Consider the following 24,036-nt stretch of genomic DNA (forward strand, 5'->3'; position numbering starts at 1 on the left):
AGAGGTGAAGACTCATGGCATATAAAAATCTTTTATTGGAAATAGGAACAGAAGAAATCCCTTCTCGCTTTCTTCCCAATGCGTTAGATACACTTGTGAACAACGTAGAAAAAGAGTTTGATGCTGCACGTATCAAATATGGGCGGGTAGCTGCTTATGGAACACCTCGTCGTATGGCTTTAGTTGTGCGTGATATAGAAGAAAAGCAGGACGATAAGGTTATGAACTATAAAGGTCCTACATGGGATTCTGCTTTTGATGCAAATGGGAATCCGACAAAAGCAGCTTTGGGCTTTGCAAAAAGCAAGGGAGTCGAGTATGAAAATCTGCTCCCCAAAGAAGTTGATGGAGTGCGATATGCTTTTGCTGTTATTTCCGAGCAAGGGAATCCTGTTCAGGAGTTACTTCCTGAAATATTGCCTTCAGTTATAAATCAGCTTGTCTTTCCCAAAAATATGTATTGGTCTGATTCGACTGTTAAGTTTGCACGACCTATCAGATGGATTGTTTCTTTGCTTGATAGTACAGTCATTCCATTTAATTATGGTGGTATACAGAACGGTAATGTTACTCGGGGCCATCGCTTTATGGGTGCTAGAAATATAGAGATCAATGATGCAGCTGAATTTATGGAAAAACTTTACGATAATTACGTTATCGTAGACCAAGAGAAGAGAAAACAGAAAATGATCTCTGGTATCAATGCTCTTGAAAAAGAGATAGGTGGAAAGGTCGAATTAGATCCTGAATTAGTGGAAGAAAACCTGTATCTTGTGGAGTTTCCGGTTCCTTTTTATGGGTCTTTTGACAAAAAATTCCTTGAAATTCCAGAAGAGGTTCTTACTACAAGTATGAAAAAACATCAGAAATATTTCCCAGTCAGAAACGAATCGGGAAAATTGATGCCATATTTTGTAGGAGTAAGTAACAATAGAGCCACCAATATGGGTGTTGTGCGTGAAGGGAATGAACGGGTTCTTAGAGCTAGATTAGAGGATGCTTCGTTCTTCTGGACCGAAGATCAGAAGAAATCTTTGGCAAGCCGAGTAGAAGAATTGAAGGATATTCTCTATCAGGAAAAATTAGGAACTCTTTACGATAAGATGATGGCAACTCAAAAATTGGCAAAATATATTTGTGAAACTCAGGGATATTCTGACGTTGCAAAATTGGTAGATCGTGCTGCATGGCTTTCTAAGTGTGATTTGTTGACGAATATGGTCTATGAGTTCCCTGAACTTCAGGGGGTTATGGGAAGAGAATATGCTTTACGTAATGGGGAACCGGAAAGGGTTGCCAAAGCTATTTATGAACAGTATTTACCTAAATTTGCAGGCGATGTTGTCCCTTCTGATACTGTAGGTGCTCTCCTTGGAATAGCCGAACGTGTTTACGTGATAGTAAACTGCCATAAGGTTGGATTACAGCCTACAGGATCTCAAGATCCTTACGCCCTCAGGCGTGCTGCTAGATGCATCAATGAAATTATATGGGGACTTAATCTTGATATTGATCTTTTGAATATTATGGAGCAGGCTGGAAAAGATGCTGACGTATCTTCTGAAATTATGGAGCAGGTTTGGACTTTCTTTGAGCAACGTTTGCATGTACAGCTGAAAGAAAAGGGATTCGAACACGATCTTGTGTCTCTTGCTATTTCAGTGACTGGAAGAAGACCTTTACAGGTTCTACGTTTCTTGAACGTTGTAAACAAAGTAAAAAGCGAAGAATGGTTCGTGGATCTTGTAACAGCAGCTGTTCGCGTGAGAAATATATTGTCAAAGGCTGAGGATGTTTCTTCTGATGTTAACACGTCTCTTTTCCAGAAAGACGTGGAAAAGGCTCTCTTTGATGAAATGAACGAAATGCAGCCACTCGTAGAGGAAGCATTGCAAAAGTATGATTGGGATGAGTTAATGTCACTTCTCACGAGACTTTCTCCTCGTATTACTGTTTTCTTTGATGATGTTATGATTATGGATAAAGATCTTGATGTCAGACAAAACAGATTAGCTTTGCTTTCTCGTTGTAATGGTATTTTCCGAGAAGTTGGGGATTTAGGTGTTTTGAAAAATTAGGAGGGAAAACGTGAGCTCTCTGTCGTTATTTATTGTTTCAGATTCTACTGGGGAAACCGCAGAACATGTTGCACATGCTGCGATGAGTCAGTTTGAATCATCTTTTAGCCAGGTTACTCGTTTCAGGTACGTTGATTCTGAGGATAAGGTAAAAGATATTCTTCAGAAAGCAGCTTTAGCTCGTCCTGTGCTTGTCTGTACTTTGGTCAATAAAAGCATAAGACGATCTATGGCTATGAGAGCTCAAAAATTGGGAGTACCCTTTGTTGATCTCCTTGGTCCTATTCTTGATCTTCTTGAAATGCGATTGGGAGAAGCTGCTTTGGAATCTCCTGGGCTGAATCGTCGCATGGATGAAGAATATTTTAGGCGAGTAAAGGCAGTTGAGTTTGCAATTCAGTGTGATGACGGTCGAAATCCGTCTGCATTGCCGATGGCCGATCTTGTTATACTAGGCGTTTCAAGAACGGGAAAGACCCCTCTTTCAATGTATATTGCTAATCGTGGATTTAAAGTGGCAAATGTTCCTTTAATACCTGAAGTAGATCCTCCTCAGGAAGTTTTTTCTGTGTCTAAGGATCGGTTGGTAGGTCTGATAATAGATCCTCGCAAGTTGACACAAATTCGAGAAGAAAGGCTGAAGCTGCTGGGACTTGATCCCGCAGCTTCAGCCTATGCTAATAGGGAACGTGTTAAGCGAGAGCTTGAATATGCCCATAACATCATGTCGCAATTAAATTGCAGAATATATGATGTAACGGGGAGAGCAGTTGAAGAGAATGCTCAAGAGATCATGGATCTTCTTCGGGGGTAAGGTGTATGTTAGAAGTAAAAGAACCACTTGAAGTATTTGTCGTATCAGATTTTACAGGGGAAACAGTTGAGGGAGTTACCCGGGCGGCAACGAGCCAATTTCAACCATCTAGAGTTAAACTCCATCGTTTCCGCTATGTAAATAGCATTGAAAAGGCGCAAAATGTTTTGGAGATGGCGGCTTCAAAGAATGCAGTTCTGATCTGTACCCTTGTGGATAAAGCTGTACGTCATTGGGTTATTGAAAATGGCAACGTTATGAATGTTGATGTTATAGATGTATTTGGTCCCTTACTTAATACTCTTTCTGATATTTTAGGTAAGGATCCTCTAGAAAAACCAGGGCTTTCCCATGTTATGGACGAAGAATACTTCAAACGTGTCAAAGCAGTAGAATTTACTATTAGTTGTGATGATGGAAGCAATACGTATCTTTTACCAGAGGCAGAACTTGTTATTCTCGGCGTTTCTAGAACATGTAAAACCCCTCTTTCAATGTATCTTGCTCATAAGGGGATAAAAACAGCTAATGTGCCTCTTGTTCCAGGACTCGCTCCTCCTGAGGAGCTTTTTAAAATCGATTCATCCCGTATTATAGGTTTGACTATAGATCCAGAGTATCTAATTGATATTCGAGTGAAACGTTTAGCTATATTAGGACTTGATCCTGAGGAATCGGACTATACTAGACGAGAAAAGGTTTATGAAGAACTCGACTACGCGAATTCAATTATGACTGCCCTTGGCGCTAGCATTTTTAATGTCACAGGTCGTGCTTTAGAAGAAACTTCACAAGAAATATTGGCGTACATCAGGCATTAAGTCCTCCGTATCTATTAGGAGGTGGGTAGCGCCATGAAAAAAGAGAACCTCAAAAAGTATGTGTATGATTTTGAGGAAGGCAATGCGTCTATGAAAAATGTACTGGGAGGTAAGGGGGCAAATCTTGCTCAAATGGTACAGAATGGTCTGCCTGTACCTCCTGGTTTTATCGTCTCGACAGAGGCGTGTCTCAAGTTTCTGACAGAAGATAATTCTTTCATAGATACAATTTGGCCGCATGTAGAGAAGGCTGTCGAGCGTTTGGAACGGAAAGCTGGTAAAAAATGGGATGGAGGACCGTACCCCCTTCTCGTGTCTGTACGTTCCGGGGCTCCAGTTTCTATGCCTGGCATGATGGATACCATCCTTAATCTTGGACTCAATGAAAATACTTTGGACTTCTTAGCCCATGCCTCTCAAAATAGAAGGTTTGCTCTCGATAGTTATAGGCGTTTTATCCAAATGTATGGAGAAGTGGTAGAAGGATTACATCCCAATCTCTTCGAAGACATACTTATAAAAATAAAAGAGGAACATGGTTTTTCTTTCGACTATGAAATCCCTGCCTCTCTTCTTGAAGATTTGGTTTCTCAGTATCTATCAATTTTTGAAACCCACGTCCATGAGAAGTTCCCTTCCAATCCATGGATACAATTGAAAAATGCTTTAGTTGCTGTTTTTAAAAGCTGGAATAACCCAAGAGCTGAAACGTATAGAAATCTTCACTCTATCCCTCATGATTTAGGAACTGCGGTAAATATAGTTTCTATGGTTTTTGGTAACCTCAATGAACAATGTGGTACGGGCGTTTGTTTTACTCGCAACCCTTCAAATGGAGTTGCAGAGTTATATGGTGAGTTTCTTATTAATGCACAAGGGGAAGATGTTGTTGCGGGTGTACGAACACCTCTTCCCATCTCAGAGCTTCGTTATATGATGTCCGATATGTATGGTCAGCTCTTAGATATTACGAAATCTCTAGAGACTTTTTATAGAGATATGCAAGATATAGAATTTACTATCGAAAACCGTAAGCTTTACATTTTACAGACGAGAACAGGCAAACGATCTGCTGAAGCTGCTGTTAAAGTAGCTCATGATATGGCATTGGAGAAACTCATAGAGAAAAATGAAGCATTGACTCGCGTTTCAACTCGCGAAGCTGAGCTGCTTTTACATAAACAAATTGATCCAGAGACAAGTGTCCCTCTTATTACAGAGGGGTTACCGGCGTCCCCAGGGGCTTGTACAGGCATGATAGTTTTTTCTCCAGATGATGCAGTCCAATGGCATATGGCGGGAAAAACAGTTGTTCTTGTTCGCCCTGAGACTAGCCCTGATGATATTCATGGGCTTGCTGTAGCAGAAGGTGTTGTTACGAGTCGCGGTGGAATGACAAGTCATGCTGCTGTTGTTGCTCGAGGCATGGGAAAACCTTGTGTAAGTGGGTGTGAAGATATTGTTATAGATATTGAGAAAAAGCGCCTATTTTATAATAAAGATGTTTTTTTACGTGAAGGCGATGTCATAACAGTTGACGGTAGTAATGGGCGTGTTTATGAAGGAGAAGCACCTCTTCTCGATGCTAAAATCACAAAAGAATTTTCAACTTTTTTACACTGGGCTGATGATGTTGCTTCTTTGGAAGTCTGGGCAAATGCCGATACTCCTGAAGACGCAAAAAGAGCTAGAGAATTTGGAGCTAAAGGAATTGGTCTATGCCGCACTGAGCATATGTTCATGGCTCAAAATCGTCTTCCCATAATGGAGCATATGATTATAACTTCTGATGAGAAGGTGCGGCTCCATGATTTGCAATTATTACAAGAGATGCAACAGAATGATTTTGAAAATATTTTTAAAGAAATGGATGGTTTTCCTGTTATTATACGTTTGTTAGATCCGCCCCTTCATGAATTTCTCCCAAAAGAAGATCATATTCGTCAACAACTTGCTATACTCAGACATGATGAAGATTCAGATTCTGAAAAAAGAGCGGATCTGGAGGAAGTTTTGAAAAAAATTGAAATGTTAAAAGAAACGAATCCTATGATGGGATTTCGTGGCTGTCGTTTGGGGGTGTTATATCCGGAAATTTATGAAACGCAAATCAGGGCGATTTTCGAAGCAGCTATTAATTCTCAGAGCAAAGGAATACAAGTATCTCCTGAAATAATGATTCCATTAGTGGGAATTTCTGAAGAGATGCAAATATTTCGTAAAATGGTAGACAGAATAGCTGAAGAGTACTATAAGAGTACAGGTACGATACTTGACTACAAAATTGGAAGTATGATAGAAGTTCCACATGCGGTTTTTCTAGCTGATAAAATTGCTTTATATGCAGATTTTTTTAGCTTTGGAACTAATGACTTAACGCAAACGGTTTTTGCCTATTCCAGAGACGATGCTGAATCTAAATTTTTACGAACCTACCTGCAAAAAGGGTTGCTTCAGGAGAATCCTTTCCATATTCTTGATCGAGAAGGAGTAGGTGAGATGATGCGGCTTTGTGTCAGGAAAGCAAGAGAAGTTAAGGCAAATATATCTTTGGGCATTTGTGGCGAACATGGTGGCAATCCTGAAAGTATTGCATTCTGTCACAGCATTGGTCTTCATTACGTTAGCTGTTCGCCCTTTAGAATACCAGTAGCCAGGCTAGCCGCTGCTCAAGCTGCACTGGGCTTCATTAATTAACGAGGAGGCAGTGAGATGGGAACATATACGTACATCAGGTGGTTTCCAGAAATAAATCGCAATGATATACCACTTGTTGGAGGGAAAGGTGCTAATCTTGGAGAGCTAACTCAAAATGGAGTGGTTGTGCCTCCAGGGTTTTGTGTGACAGCTTTAGCATACAGAGACTTTATCAGAGTTTCTGGGTTGGGGGCATCTATAGAAAATATCATTCAGAGCATCGATTTTGAAAACACTGATGACCTTTCCCAAAAGTGCGAAGAGATAAGAAACCTTATTATGGGAGCTTCTTTTCCACAAGAAATGGCTAAAGAGGTAAAAGAGGCTTACAATAGCCTTTGTGCACAAACAAAGATTGATAATTTGCAAGTTGCGGTAAGGAGTTCGGCAACGGCAGAAGATTTACCAGATGCATCTTTTGCAGGACAACAGGATACGTATCTTCATATTTCTGGAACAGAAGAGGTCTTAAAGCATGTCCAAAAGTGTTGGGCTTCTCTTTGGACGGCAAGAGCTACATACTATCGAGAAAAACAGGATTTTAACCATTTTGAAGTTGCATTGAGTGCTGTAGTGCAAAAAATGGTGAGGAGCGAGAAATCGGGAGTTATGTTTACTGCTAATCCCGTAACGAGCGATATTAACCAGATTATGATCAATGCCAGCTGGGGATTGGGAGAAGCAGTTGTTTCTGGTGTTGTTACTCCTGATGAATTTATTTTAGAAAAAGATCATCTTGATGTTGTAGAGAAAAATATTGCTGAAAAGAACACAATGATTGTGGAAAAAAATGGTGGCATTGGAACGGTCAAAGTTGCTGTAAAAGATTTTCTTGGACCGGATAAGGTTAAAATGCAGTGTCTTTCTGATATGGAAATTATCATTCTTGGAAAGGCTGGAAAAGCTATAGAAGCCATATATAAAAGCCCGCAGGATATAGAATGGGCTCTGGATAAAGAAACAAAAGAATTATATATACTTCAAGCTCGTCCTATAACGACACTTAAAGGGGGAGAAGAGTCCGTGGATCAGAATACTGCGGCTCCAGCACAGAAAGAAGTTAAATTAGATGTTTTAGCGAGAGGCTTGGCAGCTTCACCTGGCATCGCGGTAGGGAAAGTACTTATCATTCATGATCTTAATGAAATTGCTCGCGTTAAAGATGGTGATATCTTAGTAACTGGAATGACAAATCCTGATATGGTTCCCGCGATGAGAAAGGCTGCTGCTGTCGTTACAGATGAAGGTGGACGTACGTGTCACGCAGCAATAGTTTCAAGAGAGTTGGGAATTCCTTGTATAGTGGGCACTAAAAATGGTACGGCCGTTCTCAGTGAGGGAATGCTTGTTACTGTTGATGCGACACGGGGAGTTGTCTTTAACGGCAACGTTATACCAGAGAAGAAAGATTCCGCAAAAGAAACAGCATCACATTCCGATACGGCTGCATTCCCAATCGAAGATTTGGCATATCAGCTTGCCCCTATTACTGGGACGAAGATTTATATGAACCTCGGCGAACCCTCTATCATTGATCGCTATAAGCAGCTTCCATTTGATGGCATCGGTTTGATGCGTACGGAATTTATATTTACAAATATGGTTGGGATTCACCCCATGTATCTTGTAAAAACAGGGCAAGGAAAACTGCTTGTAGATAAGATGTCTGAAGGTATAACGACTGTGGCACAAGCTATTTACCCTCGTCCCGTTGTTGTTCGCATGAGCGATTTTAGAACCAACGAATTCAGAGGGTTAAAAGGTGGAGAAGAAGTTGAACCTGTAGAGAATAACCCGATGATTGGTTGGCGTGGCGTTTCCCGTTACATTTCTCCAGAGTACGAAGCTGGATTCAGACTGGAATGCCAGGCTATGCGTAAGGTAAGAGAAGAATATGGTCTTGTCAATGTCTGGATGATGCTTCCTTTTGTTCGTACTACCTGGGAACTTGAGCGTGTTCTTGACATACTGCGCTCTGAAGGGCTTGAAAGAAGTTCCTCCTTTAAGCTTTGGATCATGGCTGAGGTTCCTTCTGTTGTCTTTGCAGCTGAAGAATTTGCGCAGATGGTTGACGGTTTCAGTATCGGCAGTAATGATCTTACTCAGCTTGTTATGGGAGTGGATAGAGATTCAGGAATTCTAAATAACATGGGGTATTTTGATGAGCGCAACATCTCTGTGCAGCGCGCTATTCGAATACTTATTCAGGCTGCTCATAAATATGGCAAGACGTGCTCAATTTGTGGCCAGGGTCCCTCTCTTTATCCTGATTTTGCAGAATTCCTCGTTAAAGAGGGAATTGACAGCATGAGTGTCAATCCTGATACAGTTGCATATACAAGAAAACTCGTAGCTGCTGTTGAACAGCGTATTATCCTTAATAGCATTAGGAATAGCAAATAGAAAAGAAATCCAAAACACTAGCGTAAAAAAGAGGGCTGAAATTAATTTCAGCCCTCTTTTTTTGCTTCCATCGTCATTATCTCTTAGTTTGTAATGCCATACTGCTTTAAAAGATCCTGATACCTATCTTCAATGGTCTTAGCAGGGCTTGGATCATTTTCATAGGGTTTTGCATCTCCCGTGGGAACATTGGACTCTTCAGCAGGCTTCTGGGATGGAATAGGCTGCTTTTGTAGGGGAGATAGACCTGGTTCTGTGCCTTCTGTTCCAGGGAACGTCCAAGGAATATTGCCGTTTGGAAAAGTTGCATATGTGTAATAATGTTCCTCATCTTGCGGAAGTAGATAGAGTCTGGGTGCTTGAGGATCGTTTTGACTGGCAAATAATTCTCCCCCGTGAAGAGGGCATATTGTTGTCGGTATTGACCCCGTAGGTAAGAAAATAGTAGCGGCAGGGCAGTTAGGGCTAGCTAAAAAGCCTGATTCTCTGCATATTTGTACTGCTTCTACAGAAAGGCCTTCTGGAATGTCGAATGATTGAGGAAGGTGAAGAACCTTCACGGCCTTTTCCATGAAACGTTTCCAGACGGGAACGGCGATAGCACTTCCAGTCGCATTCCTTCCTAATGGTTTATGATCATCGTTACCAGCATAAACGATTGTAACGAGTCCAGGAACTCCGCCAGCAAACCATGCGTCGCTGTAATCATTTGTTGTTCCAGTTTTTCCAAAAGTTTCCCAGCCAGGAATGCGTGCCCGTCGACCTGTTCCAGCTTGAACAACATCTTCCATAAGTGATCGGATGACAACAGCTGTTGTCGGAGAAATCCCATCCTTGACTTCGGGAGTATGAAATTCGAGAACATCACCATTGCTTGATCGGATTTCACGAATCATGAAGGGGCTTACAAGATGTCCTCCATTTGCAAAAGTAGAAAAGGCGACAGCCATTTCCATGGGTGTTATACTCGCTGTTCCCAGTGCTAAAGAAAGGTCATAAGGCAAATGTGGAGACGTAATCCCTGCACTTCGAGCCATATGTACAACATTGGTTACTCCTATGAGATCTGCCATTCGTACAGCCACAGTATTGTATGAGTGTATGAGGGCATCAAGTACCGTTACTTCTCCGTTATATTTATTGCTATAGTTTCCTGGTTCCCATTTCTTTTCTTCTCCAGGAATATCGTATGAGAGGGGAGCGTCAAGAAAATGATCTGTTGGCAATATCCCTTTTTCTAAGGCTGCTGCGAAAACAAAAGGTTTAAAAGCAGAACCAGGTTGACGATAAGCTTGTGTAACCCGATTGAATTTACTCTTTGAGAAATCTTTGCCGCCTGTCATGGCTAACACCTCTCCTGTGAGAGGGTCCATGGCAATGAGAGCCCCTTGGCTCTTCAACGTTTGAATGGAAGCATCAGCCTCTTCTTGCAGATCTAAATCCAGCGTCGTATGTATTTCCATTCCACCACTGTAAACGAGATCTGCTCCATATTTAGGTAACAAATAATTAAAAAGCAAGTGCGCAACAAAGTAAGGAGCTCTATTGTATTCTGTGACTTTATTGGGAGTATGTTTTAATACGATTTCTTCTTTATAGGCAGCATCGCGAGTCTCACTGTTAATCCATCCCAAATCAACGAGACGTCCCAGAACATAGCCCTGTCGTTTCTTAGCATTTCCCATATTGTTTAGTGGGCTATAACGCTCTGGTGCAGCTATCAGGCCAGCCATTACAGCTGCTTCGTGAAGATTGAGGTCTTTTACCTCTTTCCCAAAATATGTTTTACTTGCTGTTTCAACACCCCATGCTCCGTGTCCAAAGTAAATGGTATTAAGGTACATCTCTAAAATTTTGTCTTTTGAAAAAAGCTGTTCCATTCGGATAGCCAGCATAATCTCTTTTGCTTTTCTTTTTATGGTTTTTTCATGAGTCAAGAAAAGATTACGCGCCAATTGTTGGGTAATGGTACTTCCTCCCTGTCTAGCGCCACGATGCAATATGTCGACCATCAATGCACGTACTATGGCAGGGAGGCGGATTCCACTGTGTTGATAAAAAGAAGAGTCTTCTGCAGCCAATGTACACTTTATCATCCATGGAGAAACATCTTTCAGTTGTACTGGCTTTCTATTTTCTGTAAATAAACGTGCTATAACTTGATTATCACGATCATAAACAGTGCTTGCAACACTCTCTTTATGAGCTAATATTTGAGTAGTCGTCGGCAGCTCTTCCGAAATTTCTCTGACAAATAAAGCTCCCCAAACGGAAATAACTGCTATGCTTGCACATACGACCAAAAGGAACAGTAAAATTATTTTTCGAAGGAAACTGGGTTTGCCAGAATATGATGATTTCTTAGTCTTCTTCTTTTCTTCTGGCGTTGATTCTTTTTGTGTCATTGCTGAAGCCTCCTCTATACATGGGCAACACTATACTTTCAATATAATAACTATATCGTGTACTGCCAACTTCAATGGAAGAATTATACCATCTCAAAAGTTTTTTTATAAAAAGTTGAAAAAGGGCTTGCATTCCATTCAAAGGCGTGGTATATTTTTCGCCGTTGCCGGTTAGGGCAACGAGCTGAAAAACAAACGAAGCTTGAAAAGAGAATACAGTGCGTAAATGTAAAGCGAGCCAATACAAGAAATTCATGGAGAGTTTGATCCTGGCTCAGGACGAACGCTGGCGGCGTGCTTAACACATGCAAGTTGAACGGAGGCATATCATCACGACTTTTCGGAGGAGAGATGATGTGTTCTTAGTAGCGGACGGGTGAGTAATGCATGAGAACCTGTCCTTCAGAGGGGGACAACAGTTGGAAACGGCTGCTAATACCCCATATGCCGAGAGGTGAAAGGAGTAATCCGCTGAAGGAGGGGCTCATGTCCTATCAGTTAGTTGGTGAGGTAAGGGCTTACCAAGGCGATGACGGGTAGCCGGCCTGAGAGGGTGACCGGCCACATTGGAACTGAGATACGGTCCAGACTCCTACGGGAGGCAGCAGTGGGGAATATTGGGCAATGGGCGCAAGCCTGACCCAGCGACGCCGCGTGAGGGAAGAAGGCCTTTGGGTCGTAAACCTCTGTTGTATGGGAAGAAGGAAGTGACGGTACCATACGAGGAAGTCCCGGCTAACTACGTGCCAGCAGCCGCGGTAATACGTAGGGGACGAGCGTTGTCCGGAATTACTGGGCGTAAAGGGCGCGCAGGCGGATATTTAAGTCAGCTGTAAAAGGCATGAGCTCAACTCATGTATGCGGTTGAAACTGGGTATCTAGAGTGCTGGAGAGGTAGGCGGAATTCCCGGTGTAGCGGTGAAATGCGTAGATATCGGGAAGAACACCAGTGGCGAAGGCGGCTTACTGGCCAGCAACTGACGCTGAGGCGCGAAAGCCAGGGGAGCGAACGGGATTAGATACCCCGGTAGTCCTGGCCGTAAACGATGAATGCTAGGTGTGGGTGTCGAGAGGCATCCGTGCCGGAGTTAACGCGATAAGCATTCCGCCTGGGGAGTACGATCGCAAGATTGAAACTCAAAGGAATTGACGGGGGCCCGCACAAGCGGTGGAGCACGTGGTTTAATTCGATGCAAACCGAAGAACCTTACCTAGGTTTGACATGTACGTGGTACGGATCTGAAAGGTGAAGGACTGTACCTTCGGGTACAGAGCGTACACAGGTGCTGCATGGCTGTCGTCAGCTCGTGTCGTGAGATGTTGGGTTAAGTCCCGCAACGAGCGCAACCCCTGCATCCAGTTACCAGCGAGTAGAGTCGGGGACTCTGGATGGACTGCCAGCGACAAGCTGGAGGAAGGTGGGGACGACGTCAAGTCATCATGGCCCTTATGCCTAGGGCGACACACGTGCTACAATGGCCGATACAGCGGGAAGCAAGCCTGCGAAGGCAAGCAGATCCCACAAAGTCGGTCTCAGTTCGGATTGTAGTCTGCAACTCGACTACATGAAGGAGGAATCGCTAGTAATCGCGGATCAGCCAAGCCGCGGTGAATCCGTTCCCGGGCCTTGTACACACCGCCCGTCACACCACCCGAGTTGGGTGCACCCGAAGCCGGAGGCTTAACCAGCAATGGAAGGATCCGTCGAAGGTGTGTCTGGTGAGGGGGGTGAAGTCGTAACAAGGTAGCCGTACCGGAAGGTGCGGCTGGATCACCTCCTTTCTAAGGAGAAACAATAGCTTTTTTTTAAAGGCTATGCTAAGCTTTTCTTTACGCACTGTTTTTTTCCCATCTTGTGATGGGCCGATAGCTCAGTTGGTTAGAGCACACGGCTGATAACCGTGAGGTCAGAGGTTCAAATCCTCTTCGGCCCACCATTTTTTTTGGGGATGTAGCTCAGTGGGAGAGCGCCTGCCTTGCACGCAGGAAGTCGTCGGTTCGAATCCGATCATCTCCACCATTTGTAAACCAAATAGAAATTAATATAAAGTTTCGCTTTTGTACCTTGACATAGGAATAGAGGGAAGTAATCGAGGGAAAGTAAGAGAATAAGGTATAAAGGGCATACGGTGGATGCCTTGGCACCAGTAGCCGATGAAGGACGTGGCAAGCTGCGAAAAGCTGTGGGGAGGTGCAAGCGACCATTGATCCGCAGATATCCGAATGGGGCAACCCGCCTGTAGGAGTACAGGCATCCCGTAAGGGAAGGAACCCGGCGAAGTGAAACATCTCAGTAGCCGGAGGAAGAGAAATCGAAGAGATTCCCTGAGTAGTGGTGAGCGAAAGGGGAAGAGCCTAAACCGAATACATGTCAAGACTGCGGTCGTTGTGTATTTGGGGTCGAGGGAATGTCAAAGTGAGTCCGCAGGCTCACGACAGAGTTATCAATACATTTTCTAGTTGAAGTGTGTTGGGAAAGCACGCCATAGAAGGTGACAGCCCTGTAGGTGACAGGAAATGTACTCTGTAGACATCTCCCGAGTAGGCCGGAGCACGTGGAATTCCGGTTGAATCAGGGTGGACCATCATCCAAGGCTAAATACTACTGGTGACCGATAGTGAATCAGTACCGAGAGGGAAAGGTGAAAAGCACCCCTGGCGGGGAGTGAAATAGACCTGAACCCGTGTGCCTACAAGCAATCGGAGCGCAACCATACAGCGATGTATGGCGCGTGACGGTGTGCCTTTTGTAAAATGAGCCGACGAGTTATTAGACGTAGCGAGGTTAAGGTGCGTTAGCACTGGAGCCGTAGGGAAACCGAGTCTGAATAGGGCGCGAGTTTCGTTTAATAGACCCGAAGCCGTACGATCTATCCATGGCCAGGTTGAAGTCCGGGTGAAGCCGGATGGAGGACCGAACCATTGTCTGTTGAAAAAGACTTGGATGAGCTGTGGATAGGAGTGAAAAGCTAATCGAGTGCGGTGATAGCTGGTTCTCCCCGATATGCATTGAGGTGCAGCCTTGCGAGTTCAGTTATGGGGGTAGAGCACTGGATGGATGCGGGGGACTGGGGTCCTACCAAATTCAACCAAACTTCGAATACCATAACTGTATTGCGGGAGTGAGACTACGGGTGAGAAGGTCCGTGGTCGTGAGGGAAACAGCCCAGACCGTCAGCTAAGGTCCCAAAGTGTATGCTAAGTGTGGCAAGGATGTGAGAGTGCCTGGACAGCCAGGAGGTTGGCTTAGAAGCAGCCACCCTTTAAAGAGTGCGTAACAGCTCACTGGTCGAGGACTTTTGCGCCGAAAATGTAGGGGGCTAAGCATACTGCCGAAGCTGCGGGATAATTGATGAGTATCAACTATCGGTAGGGGAGCGTTCTGTACGGGGTGAAGCCGAACCGAGAGGTCGTGTGGACTGTATGGAAGTGAGAATGTCGGCATAAGTAACGAGAAGTGCGTGAGAAACGTACTCACCGGAAGCCCAAGGGTTCCTGGGGAAGGTTCATCCACCCAGGGTTAGGCGGGACCTAAGGCGAGGCTGAAGAGCGTAGTCGATGGATAGCAGGTAGACATTCCTGCCCCAGCCTGAGACCGTTATTACTGAAGGGGTGACACAGAAAGCTAGGTGATCCGGGTGATGGAATACCCGGTCCAAGGGAGTAGGAAGGCATTGCAGGCAAATCCGCGATGTTAGTTCTGAGACCTGAAGGGGAGGTTCTACGGAACCGAAGTCATTGAAGCTCGGCTGTCGAGAAAAGCCTCTAGGGAGGTCTTAAGCTGCTCGTACCCGAAACCGACGCAGGTGGGCTAGCTGAGAAGGCTAAGGTGAGCGGGAAAACCCTCGTTAAGGAACTCTGCAAGTTGACCCCGTAACCTAGGGAGAAGGGGTGCCACTCTGGTGATGTGTATATACGATACAGAGCTAAGGGTGGTCGCAGAAACCAGGCTCAGGCGACTGTTTACTAAAAACATAGGTCTCTGCATAAGGCGCAAGCCGAAGTATAGGGACTGACACCTGCCCGGTGCTGGAAGGTTAAATGGAGAGGTTAGCGTAAGCGAAGCTTTGATATGAAGCCCCAGTAAACGGCGGCCGTAACTATAACGGTCCTAAGGTAGCGAAATTCCTTGTCGGGTAAGTTCCGACCTGCACGAATGGTGTAACGATCTGAGCACTGTCTCAACGAGGGACCCGGTGAAATTGTGGTACTGGTAAAGACGCCAGTTACCTGTGGTGGGACGGAAAGACCCCGTGGAGCTTTACTGTAGCCTGATATTGGATTTTGGTCTGTTATGTACAGGATAGGTGGGAGGCTGAGAATGCAGGACGTCAGTTTTGCAGGAGCCGTTGTTGGGATACCACCCTTGACATGCCGAAGTTCTAACTTTGAGGTCTGAAACGACACAGAGGACAGTGTCAGGTGGGCAGTTTGACTGGGGCGGTCGCCTCCTAAAGAGTAACGGAGGCGCGCAATGGTCACCTCAGGGCGCATGGAAATCGCCCATAGAGAGCGCAAAGGTATAAGGTGGCTTGACTGTGAGAGAGACGTTTCGAGCAGGAACGAAAGTTGGTCTTAGTGATCCGGCGGTTCCGAGTGGAAGGGCCGTCGCTCAACGGATAAAAGCTACCCCGGGGATAACAGGCTGATCCTGCCCGAGAGTTCCTATCGACGGCAGGGTTTGGCACCTCGATGTCGGCTCGTCGCATCCTGGGGCTGAAGCAGGTCCCAAGGGTTGGTCTGTTCGCCCATTAAAGCGGTACGTGAGCTGGGTTTAGAACGTCGTGAGACAGTTCGGTCCCTATCCACCATAGGCGTAGGGTATTTGAGGAGATCTGCTTCTAGTACGAGAGGACCGAAGTGGACGAACCTCTGGTGTACCGGTTGTAGCGCCAGCTGCATAAGCCGGGTAGCTATGTTCGGGTCGGATAACCGCTGAAGGCATCTAAGCGGGAAGCCGCCTCCAAGATGAGATACCCCATTCCGATAGGGAAGTAAGGTGTCCTGAAGACGACAGGATAGATAGGCCGGGAGTGTACGAGTTGTGAGGCTCTTAGCTGACCGGTACTAATACATCGAGGCCTTATTCTCACTTTCTCTTGGTTTTCTTTCCTCGATTTCTGTGTTTAGAGTACGAAAGAATAAAAGTTTGAGATCTCTGGTGGTAATAGCGGAGGGGTCACACCCGGTTCCATGCCGAACCCGGAAGTTAAGCCCTCCAGCGCCGATGGTACTGCAGAGGCTATCTGTGGGAGAGTAGGTCGCCGCCAGAGATCTTTTTTTATCCTTTCATTGTGATCTTCTTCGAAAAAACGTGTTTTTACATCGGCGCTGCGAAGAAATAGGATTAAATATTCATCTTCCCTCTTATTTACAGACTTCCCGACTTTTCCATTCTGAAAGAAATGATTACATATGGTATGGTTTTAGCATCGATTGGATGCGGGTGGTGTTTGTGATCGTTTCTGATTTATCGTGGAATAGATTTTGCATATTTCTTTCTCACATAGAAGAATTTCATGATTTTCTTCAACAAAAAGTTTCTTTTTACAATAAGAAAGCTCCTTTTTTACTTGCTAGACTTCTTTTACAGTACTTTCCCCACAAAGAAGAAGATATTTTTTCTTGCATAAAGGCAGCTACTCATATGCCCGAAGCATACCTTCCTTTATTTCCACCGATAAGTGAATTTAAAGAGTTGTTTCCTTATAAAAGCATGATAGATATGGATATAGTGCCGTTATTATTTTCCTCTGAGGAAAATAAATTGGTTATAGCCCTTTTTGATCCCTTTTTACCTAAAAATATTATTACGAAACTTGATCTTCATAAGTTTGATATTGTTGCTTTTTTAGCACCATTAACCAGAATCCGTACTTCCATTGAACGATTACGTTTTTCTCTGAAACTTAAAGAGAGTTCCTCTCTCTCTTCAAATGACGCAGTAAAGTTTGTTGATTGCATATTACATGAAGCTGTGGAAAAACAAGCTTCTGATATTCATATCGAACAACTTTCCGATTGGAGTCGCGTTAGATTTCGTGTAGATGGTTTCTGTCACACAGAATACGTTTTTTCTTCCTCTTTTCACTCAACGGTGATTTCACGAATAAAAGTCATGTCGTCAATGGATATATCTGATAAAAGGCGACCTCAAGATGGTCGATTTTGTCTTCAAAAAAAACAATCCCCCCTTGATGTAAGAGTCGCTTCTATTCCAACTCTTTATGGCGAAAAGGTAGTTTTACGCCTTTTGGGGTCTTCATATATTCCTACAAATATAGACCAACTCGGACTAAAGGAAGAAGTTATGACCCTTATTTTTAAACTGCTTTCAAAACGTGAAGGACTCCTTCTTGTCACGGGACCAACTGGTAGTGGCAAAACAACAACACTACATGCCTTAATAGATGAAATTGATGCCGATTCATTAAATGTAACTACTATAGAGGATCCTATTGAAAGAACTCATTGGGGAGTAAATCAAATACAAGTTGATGAAAAAGCAGGGCGTAGCTTCAACGTAGTTTTGCGTGCTCTTCTTCGACAAGATCCTGATGTGATACTTGTCGGCGAGATAAGAGATACAGAAACGGCTCACCTTGCTGTGCGAGCGGCACTTACTGGACATTTGGTCTTATCAACCTTGCATACGGAAGATGCTGCAAGTGCCCCCTTGCGCCTTATGGAAATGGGCGTGCCTCCCTTTCTTGTCGTATCGGCACTTAAAGCAGTTATATCTCAACGCCTTGTAAGAAGAGTTTGTCCCCATTGCAAAAATAACGTGGAAAGCAATAAATCTCTAATTGGATGTCCTTCTTGTGGTGGAACAGGTTTTTCAGGCAGAATAGGAGTTTTTGAATGTTTATATGTTTCCAATGCAATTAGAAAACTGCTCTTTCAAGAAACTCCTGTCCAATTTATTCGAGAGCAAGCACATAAAGAAGGAATGGAATCTTTATTAGAAGATGGAATACAGAAGGTCAGAAAAGGTTTGACTACGATGAAAGAAATTGCGTCACTTTCTTCGGATATGCCTATGCCTAATGAGGTATTAAATTGACCTTTTCATATACTGCACGCACCTCAACTGGGCAAAAGACAGAAGGTTCATTAAAGGCTGATTCTGAGGAACAGGCTTTAGCCATCCTTCACGAGAGTGGCCTCTTTGTTATTTCTCTCAAAAAGCGAATTCGTTTAGTGATTAAAAAAGAGAAGCGCGTTACCCTTTCTCTGACTCATTTATCTCTTTTTTTTAATCATCTTTCTGCAATGCTTTCCATGGGAGGAACTCTTTCTCAAGCTCTTTGCCTCTTAGAGAAAGAGATGGAAGAACCTTTAGTTAGCCGATTAGTAAAGCGTGTAAATGAGAAATTATTGCACGGGCACTCCCTTAGTGAATCCCTTCACCTTTCAGGGAAATGGCCAATAGGGGTTATCTCTATTATCCGTGCCGGTGAAGAAAGTGGAGAATTGCTGACGGTACTTCAACACTTAACTTCCCATTTTAGGTGGAAAAGAACCTTTCAAAAGAGGTTATTCAGTGCCTTTTTTTACCCTGCTTTTGTTGCATTAGTATCTCTTGTTGTAATTAATATCCTTTTTTTTAAAGTCTTGCCGCAATTAGAATCAACACTAAATGATTTGGGAATAGTATTTTCGCCATTATTTTCTATCTCTCTTAAAGTGATAAAAATTATATGCAGCGTTGGTGTTATTGGTGGGGGCGCTATTATTGCAACAATATATTGTATCAATCATATATGCAATGTATCTATAGGAAAAGGTGCATGGCATTGGTTGCTATCAAAAAGCAGAATATGCAGAAACATATCCCTTGCCAGAAGCTTTCAGATGTTAGCTGTGCTTTTAAAATCGGGAATTCCTCTTTTAAAGGCATTAAAACTTGCGGGAGAAATTTCTGGCAATAAAAAAATAAGAGAGAGCTTTTCTATTGTTGCAGAACATATTTCTTTGGGGCATTCTTTGTCTCAAGCACTACTAACTCAAAAAGAGTATTTACCCCCTCTTATTGTCCCTATTTTAGCTCTTTCTGAACGTTCAGGAACATTAATAGAATCTTTAATTCAGATATCTGTTCAACTCAATGAAGATTCACAACAAAACATGAAACGTTTGGAGGTTCTTATAGAGCCTATTTTGATAACATGCCTAGGAGTTTTTCTTCTTATTTTTATCAGTGCATTATTCTTACCATTGTTTAAAACTTTTCAAAATATATCCTTTTAGAAAGGGGAGATATGTGATGAAGTCCTTATCCGCAAAAAGATTGGGCTTTTCGTTAATAGAACTACTTGTCGTTCTTTTAGTGGTCGGGCTTTTGTCTGGTGGAATTATTGTAGCAGCGAGAAAAGCTGTTGTTTCGGCAAAGGCTGTGCGAATTACTTCCGATTTAAATACATTGAAATTAGCCTATCTTATGTATTCAGTGGATTTTGGAGACCACGAAGCGTTACTTTCTGATTTGACTCTTCTTGAACCATATTTAGATTCTCGTATTGATGAAAATCAATATGTAATTTGTACGGAAGATGATTCAATATACATTGGGACAGGGCCGTTTAATAAGAACATATTATTACAGCTTGAGAAGCAAGCTTCAGAGACGGGACTTTATAATTCATCGTCATCCCAGCCACCAGTATCGCCTTATGATCCAGAAAAAGGACCGTGGGTATGGGTAAAGGTGCAATAGGGAAAAAATCATGCGGTGCCTCTTTTATAGAAATAGTTGTGAGCGTAGCTATACTTATCCCTCTTATAGCAGGTATATTGAGCAATTTTTATATATTGAGTAAAGCTCAAGAGAAAAGTAGAAAAGTCTTTATGTCTGGTCTTGCCGTTTTGTACTTAGTTGAAGCAAATGAATCTGCTATGCAATGTAACGGTTTGTATGTCTGCGAGGAGCATTTCCCGAAAGGGGGAGAAGGTTGTGTGAAAATATCTACTTATAATTTAAATGAACTTTATAGAAATAACTGTTTATATGAAATATTCTTTTGGTATTAGTCGCAGGAAAAAGAGAAAAATATTTTCTCATGGGCATACATTTATTGAGGTAATAATAGCTTTATCAATAACTGTTTTTTTCTCAAATTTATTTATGCAGGGAATAGGAAGCGCCGGAAGGATTATTTACAGAATACGAGAAGGATATAGAGTTCAGGTTAAAATTTCCCATGTGTTTTCGTTTATCCTTCCACAAATTCTTAATACTGGATTGGGTATTTCTCCATCAGAAAATTTTACGGAGCTATTTAAAGATATTCCTTCAATTTCTTATTGGAAATCACCGTTACAAATTGTTCCTAATAAGGCAGCGACTTGTATGAGCAAAGATTGGGGAAATGAGTTAAGGTGTCTTTATGCCATACCATCTCGTATACAAGTGGTAGAAGTAGTTCCTTCTCAGCATCGTGTTAAACTCTCTGTTTCCCCTAATAGGAACAAAGTGGAGCCCACCTTTGGAGGAAGGGCTATGAGAACGGTAAATTGGATTATTTTCCCAGGGGCTTCACGTCCCTTTCGAGTTGTAAATCTTTCAGGGAGAATCCTCACACTTGCAGAAGATTCCCAGGATATTCAAACTATTCCTATAGGAAGTTCGCTGCATTTTCTTAGAGCGTCCAGATTTTATGTTAAAAATGGACCTCGAAGGAAGAAAGATGCCCTTTATTTTCATGATGTCACAAAGCAGAGTACTCAACCTGTTATAAATGGTATTTCTAAGATTTTATTTACATATGACCGTCAGAGGAGAGTACTTGAGGTATGTGTAAAAGTTCAAAGCAAGGAAAATCATGGAGTAGAATCTTCGAAGATAAAGACAGGCCTTTATCTTCGAAACATGTAGATCAAAACAAGGGATTTATTTTTATATTCGTCTTACTTTTTTTATCAGTTTTTCTCTTGTTTTTTCCGTTTCTTTTTGAAATCTTAAGCGAGAAATTACAAGTAAATAAAACTTTTGATAGAGGAGTCAGATTACATTGTGCTGCGGTTTCAGGAATAAACCGAGCAATACTTTGGATAGAGGGAAATATTTCCCCTTTATGCAAAGAGCAGCAAAGCTGTAATATCAAACTACCTGCTCATATAGCATCCTTTAATAGTAAAGATGTTCATGTAAAAATTGATCTTTCTATTCTATCGGCTCAATCAATAGAGGGGAAAAAATCAGCTGTCTATCATTTACGTTCAATAGCGTCCGAAAAATCTGTACGTTATGTTGTTGAGTGTATGATCCGTAATTTATTTGACAACGAAAAATGTGAAAAAACATGGTCATTCTATTCTAATAACGATAAATAAGAAGGGATAAATAGTGTTTGTTTCTTTCTTTAAAAAAAAGAAAAGAAAAATGCCATTGAGTGGGTTATATATCGGAAATAATTGGATTCGATATATATCTCTCGGGTGGGAAGGTGGCTATCTTGCTGTGCAAAAGGTATGTAAAAAAACTATTCCGAGAGAAAATTTGCTTTTTAAAACTTTCGATGATTGGGTGACGCGTATAAAGGAAATAAAGAATGAAATGGGGATTCCTCATAACTCTTTGCTCAACTGTGCTTTGCCTATAAGAGAGACATATTTTGAAACATTGAAATTCCCGATTATGCAAAGAAATGAACTTGAAAAATCAATTCGTTGGGAATGTCAAAGGAGATTAAAGAAAAAATGGGAAGATCTGTGTTTTGATAGTTATTGTTATAAAGAGCAAGAAGATTCTTCTGAATCGTTACTTTTGGTCGCTCTGACTTCTAGAAAAACAGTCAGTAAATTTTTAAAAATATTGAAGCGATGTAAATTAGGCGCCTCGTGCCTTGAACCTCCTCAACTTGCACTTCTAAGAGGGCTACAAGGGCCTTATCAAGATGATTATTTACCTCTTTCTGTCTTTTGTCCCAAGGGTAATAACGTAATTAAAATCTACATTTCTCCTGAGGGGGTTATTTCTTCAGAGCTAATTGACTTTGATGAAGAAGGCTTATTGGGAGATGAAAATCCTTATTATTCATTTCCCGAAAACCCCCATTGGTTTTGGGTATCTCATGCATTAAAGGATAAAAAAGCTATTCTCAAAACTTTTTCCACTAATATGAGAGAGCTTCCCCCTTTGCAGAATATGTGGAGTTTAGACGACAAGGGCCAATCTATCGTCGGATATGAAATAGCTTTAGGTTTAGCGTTGAGGGATTTTTTGTGCACATCAAATTAGATCTTCTTCAGTCACATTCTCGAAGTGGTAAAACGTCGCTTTATACAACGTTTAAACGTTGGGGGTTTTTGAGCTTTTTCCTTTTGTTTATAGTCACAGGGACTTTTGCTGCTTATAACTTCCATCGAGATGTTACTGAGTTCGATAAAGCGATATTGCTCAAGAGAAAGAGAATAAGAAATTTGTCGACTCTCCATAACAAATTAGAGCAGGAGCAGCTTGAACTGAGAGAAAAATGTATATCAATTTTAAGTTTGATGCGAAGAGATCCCTTCCATTATTCTTATATTTTGGATTACCTTCTTTGTTCTATTCCTGATAGTGTTACCTTAGATTCCATTACTTTTACTGATAGCAAACTTTTACTTATTGGAGAGGGAAAAGTCGACGAAATTCTTAATTGGCGTAATGATATGTCTGCAGAATTCAGATATATAAAAATAGAGATTCCGTATTTTTCAAAAAAAGAAAAGATGCATTCTTTTAAAATGAAGTTTTTATTAATGGCAAAGGAAGAAAAATCATGAAAAAAGAAAGTTTGCTCCAGTTTATATTCTTTTCGTGCATAGTTTTGTTTTCTTTGTATATGTCTATTTCCTTAAGAACTCTTTACAGTCAGCTACTGGAAAAACATGATATGTATCTGAAATATTCTAATGAGGAAAAAATGATAAAACAAAGTATTGCTTTTTTACTCCAAGATAACAAACAATTCGAAAAAATATACTCTATATTAAATAAAAGCAGTTTGATTGAATATACAACAAATAAAAATCAAATCCCATTGGCATGGATTTCAAAAATAATAAAGGATTGTAGTTTCTTGGCTTGTGATGTTATACAAAATTCAGATGGAAAAAAGATAAAAGTTAGACTGGAAGGTCTCTATTCTGATTGTGTTTATTTTTTAAAAAGATGTGAAGAAAATAGATGCCCCTACTTTATTGTGTCTGGAGAATTAAAATCCAAAAAGAATTGTACGGTATTGCAAGTTTACTTGAAAGAACGTAGAGGTGAAGCCGTTCATGGATAAATCATTACCCATTTTTGTAAAGAGCTTTCTTTCTCTTTTTTGGGGAATTGCCATTTGTATTTTATTTTATAACGTAAAGTTTGGGTTGCCGTCTTATTACCAGAGATCTATCAAAGAACAATCTTCGTGTGCTATTCCCGCAGAAGATAGCGTCAATTGTCATTCATATAATCAACGATTGATCCAAAAAATAAATAGTGTTCTTCAAAAAGAAAGAGAGGGAGAAAACTGCGCCCATCAACTTTTTCCTACTCATCGTAGAAAAACTCCCTTTTTAAAACAGGAATATTCATATGTGGAAAGACAAGGTTCACAAAAAACTACCCAGGAAACATTTACTATTTCCGGATGTCTTGAAGGAGCTAAGGGCACTTTTTATCTTGTTGATCATGTTGATGAAATGAAAGGAATCATGCTCGAAAAAGAAACGTTATTATCGAATTTTTCAAAACTCAACATAGAAGAATTACGTGATGATAAGAAGAGCTTAAAAGGGACACGAAATGATTAGAAAAACCCCATTTCCCCGTGTCAGAAAGAAGTTTT

General features: G+C 41.8%; 15 protein-coding genes, 2 tRNA genes and 3 rRNA genes. 19 read left to right on the forward strand and 1 reads right to left on the reverse strand.

Going from position 1 to position 24,036, the window contains the following annotated elements; all coding sequences use genetic code 11:
• Positions 1 to 14: 14 nt before the first annotated feature.
• The 5 genes from glyS to ppsA are packed head-to-tail and all read left to right on the forward strand — an operon-like array spanning position 15 to position 8,813.
• Positions 15 to 2,078, forward strand: coding sequence for a glycine--tRNA ligase subunit beta (gene glyS / locus ACZ5GY_RS03635; protein WP_464112004.1), 2,064 nt, complete (start codon positions 15 to 17; stop codon positions 2,076 to 2,078).
• A 10-nt stretch (positions 2,079 to 2,088) separates the two neighbouring features.
• The gene (locus tag ACZ5GY_RS03640) at positions 2,089 to 2,892 is read left to right on the forward strand and encodes a pyruvate, water dikinase regulatory protein (protein ID WP_213690697.1); all 804 of its coding nucleotides are present in this window, start codon (positions 2,089 to 2,091) and stop codon (positions 2,890 to 2,892) included.
• Between the two features lie 5 nt (positions 2,893 to 2,897).
• Positions 2,898 to 3,713: a pyruvate, water dikinase regulatory protein gene (locus tag ACZ5GY_RS03645; protein ID WP_464112005.1), complete on the forward strand. Its 816-nt coding sequence runs from the start codon at positions 2,898 to 2,900 to the stop codon at positions 3,711 to 3,713.
• 33 nt (positions 3,714 to 3,746) lie between these two features.
• Entirely contained in the window at positions 3,747 to 6,410 is a 2,664-nt protein-coding gene (gene ppdK, locus ACZ5GY_RS03650; protein WP_464112006.1) for a pyruvate, phosphate dikinase, read from the forward strand.
• 15 nt (positions 6,411 to 6,425) lie between these two features.
• Entirely contained in the window at positions 6,426 to 8,813 is a 2,388-nt protein-coding gene (gene ppsA, locus ACZ5GY_RS03655; protein ID WP_213695637.1) for a phosphoenolpyruvate synthase, read from the forward strand.
• A gap of 83 nt (positions 8,814 to 8,896) precedes the next feature.
• Here the strand turns inward: ppsA and ACZ5GY_RS03660 are convergent, their stop codons facing one another.
• Entirely contained in the window at positions 8,897 to 11,218 is a 2,322-nt protein-coding gene (locus ACZ5GY_RS03660) for a penicillin-binding protein 1A (RefSeq protein ID WP_213690701.1), read from the reverse strand.
• 251 nt (positions 11,219 to 11,469) lie between these two features.
• Here ACZ5GY_RS03660 and ACZ5GY_RS03665 point away from each other — a divergent pair.
• The 14 genes from ACZ5GY_RS03665 (at position 11,470) to ACZ5GY_RS03730 (ending at position 24,001) form a co-directional block, all read left to right on the forward strand.
• Positions 11,470 to 13,000: ribosomal RNA gene (locus ACZ5GY_RS03665) — 16S ribosomal RNA — on the forward strand.
• A 78-nt stretch (positions 13,001 to 13,078) separates the two neighbouring features.
• Positions 13,079 to 13,155 (forward strand) — tRNA-Ile (locus tag ACZ5GY_RS03670).
• An 8-nt stretch (positions 13,156 to 13,163) separates the two neighbouring features.
• A tRNA-Ala gene (locus ACZ5GY_RS03675) sits at positions 13,164 to 13,238 on the forward strand.
• An 86-nt stretch (positions 13,239 to 13,324) separates the two neighbouring features.
• A 23S ribosomal RNA gene (locus ACZ5GY_RS03680) occupies positions 13,325 to 16,309 on the forward strand.
• 66 nt (positions 16,310 to 16,375) lie between these two features.
• A 5S ribosomal RNA gene (gene rrf, locus ACZ5GY_RS03685) occupies positions 16,376 to 16,491 on the forward strand.
• Together the 16S, 23S and 5S rRNA genes with 2 tRNA genes alongside form the textbook arrangement of a ribosomal RNA operon.
• A 182-nt stretch (positions 16,492 to 16,673) precedes the next feature.
• Positions 16,674 to 18,281 (forward strand): GspE/PulE family protein, encoded by a 1,608-nt coding sequence (locus tag ACZ5GY_RS03690; RefSeq protein WP_213695915.1) that lies wholly within the window; start codon positions 16,674 to 16,676, stop codon positions 18,279 to 18,281.
• Entirely contained in the window at positions 18,278 to 19,468 is a 1,191-nt protein-coding gene (locus ACZ5GY_RS03695; protein ID WP_213691760.1) for a type II secretion system F family protein, read from the forward strand. The genes ACZ5GY_RS03690 and ACZ5GY_RS03695 overlap by 4 nt, the downstream gene beginning before the upstream one ends.
• A 16-nt stretch (positions 19,469 to 19,484) precedes the next feature.
• Positions 19,485 to 19,934 carry a prepilin-type N-terminal cleavage/methylation domain-containing protein gene (locus ACZ5GY_RS03700; protein ID WP_213691761.1) on the forward strand — a complete coding sequence of 150 codons (450 nt, stop codon included), beginning with the start codon at positions 19,485 to 19,487 and terminating at the stop codon, positions 19,932 to 19,934.
• A 264-nt stretch (positions 19,935 to 20,198) separates the two neighbouring features.
• Positions 20,199 to 21,092 carry a hypothetical protein gene (locus tag ACZ5GY_RS03705; protein WP_464112007.1) on the forward strand — a complete coding sequence of 298 codons (894 nt, stop codon included), beginning with the start codon at positions 20,199 to 20,201 and terminating at the stop codon, positions 21,090 to 21,092.
• A complete protein-coding gene (locus ACZ5GY_RS03710) occupies positions 21,011 to 21,550 on the forward strand; it encodes a hypothetical protein (protein ID WP_213691764.1) in 540 nt (179 codons plus the stop codon). The genes ACZ5GY_RS03705 and ACZ5GY_RS03710 overlap by 82 nt, the downstream gene beginning before the upstream one ends.
• A gap of 127 nt (positions 21,551 to 21,677) precedes the next feature.
• Entirely contained in the window at positions 21,678 to 22,457 is a 780-nt protein-coding gene (locus ACZ5GY_RS03715) for a hypothetical protein (protein WP_213695924.1), read from the forward strand.
• The gene (locus ACZ5GY_RS03720; protein WP_213695925.1) at positions 22,442 to 22,984 is read left to right on the forward strand and encodes a hypothetical protein; all 543 of its coding nucleotides are present in this window, start codon (positions 22,442 to 22,444) and stop codon (positions 22,982 to 22,984) included. The genes ACZ5GY_RS03715 and ACZ5GY_RS03720 overlap by 16 nt, the downstream gene beginning before the upstream one ends.
• On the forward strand, positions 22,981 to 23,490 hold the full coding sequence (locus tag ACZ5GY_RS03725) for a hypothetical protein (RefSeq protein ID WP_213691767.1): 510 nt from the start codon (positions 22,981 to 22,983) through the stop codon (positions 23,488 to 23,490). Before ACZ5GY_RS03720 ends, ACZ5GY_RS03725 begins: the two co-directional genes overlap by 4 nt.
• On the forward strand, positions 23,483 to 24,001 hold the full coding sequence (locus ACZ5GY_RS03730) for a hypothetical protein (protein ID WP_464112008.1): 519 nt from the start codon (positions 23,483 to 23,485) through the stop codon (positions 23,999 to 24,001). The genes ACZ5GY_RS03725 and ACZ5GY_RS03730 overlap by 8 nt, the downstream gene beginning before the upstream one ends.
• Positions 24,002 to 24,036: the final 35 nt, after the last annotated feature.

The organism is Aminobacterium thunnarium (assembly GCF_055390565.1).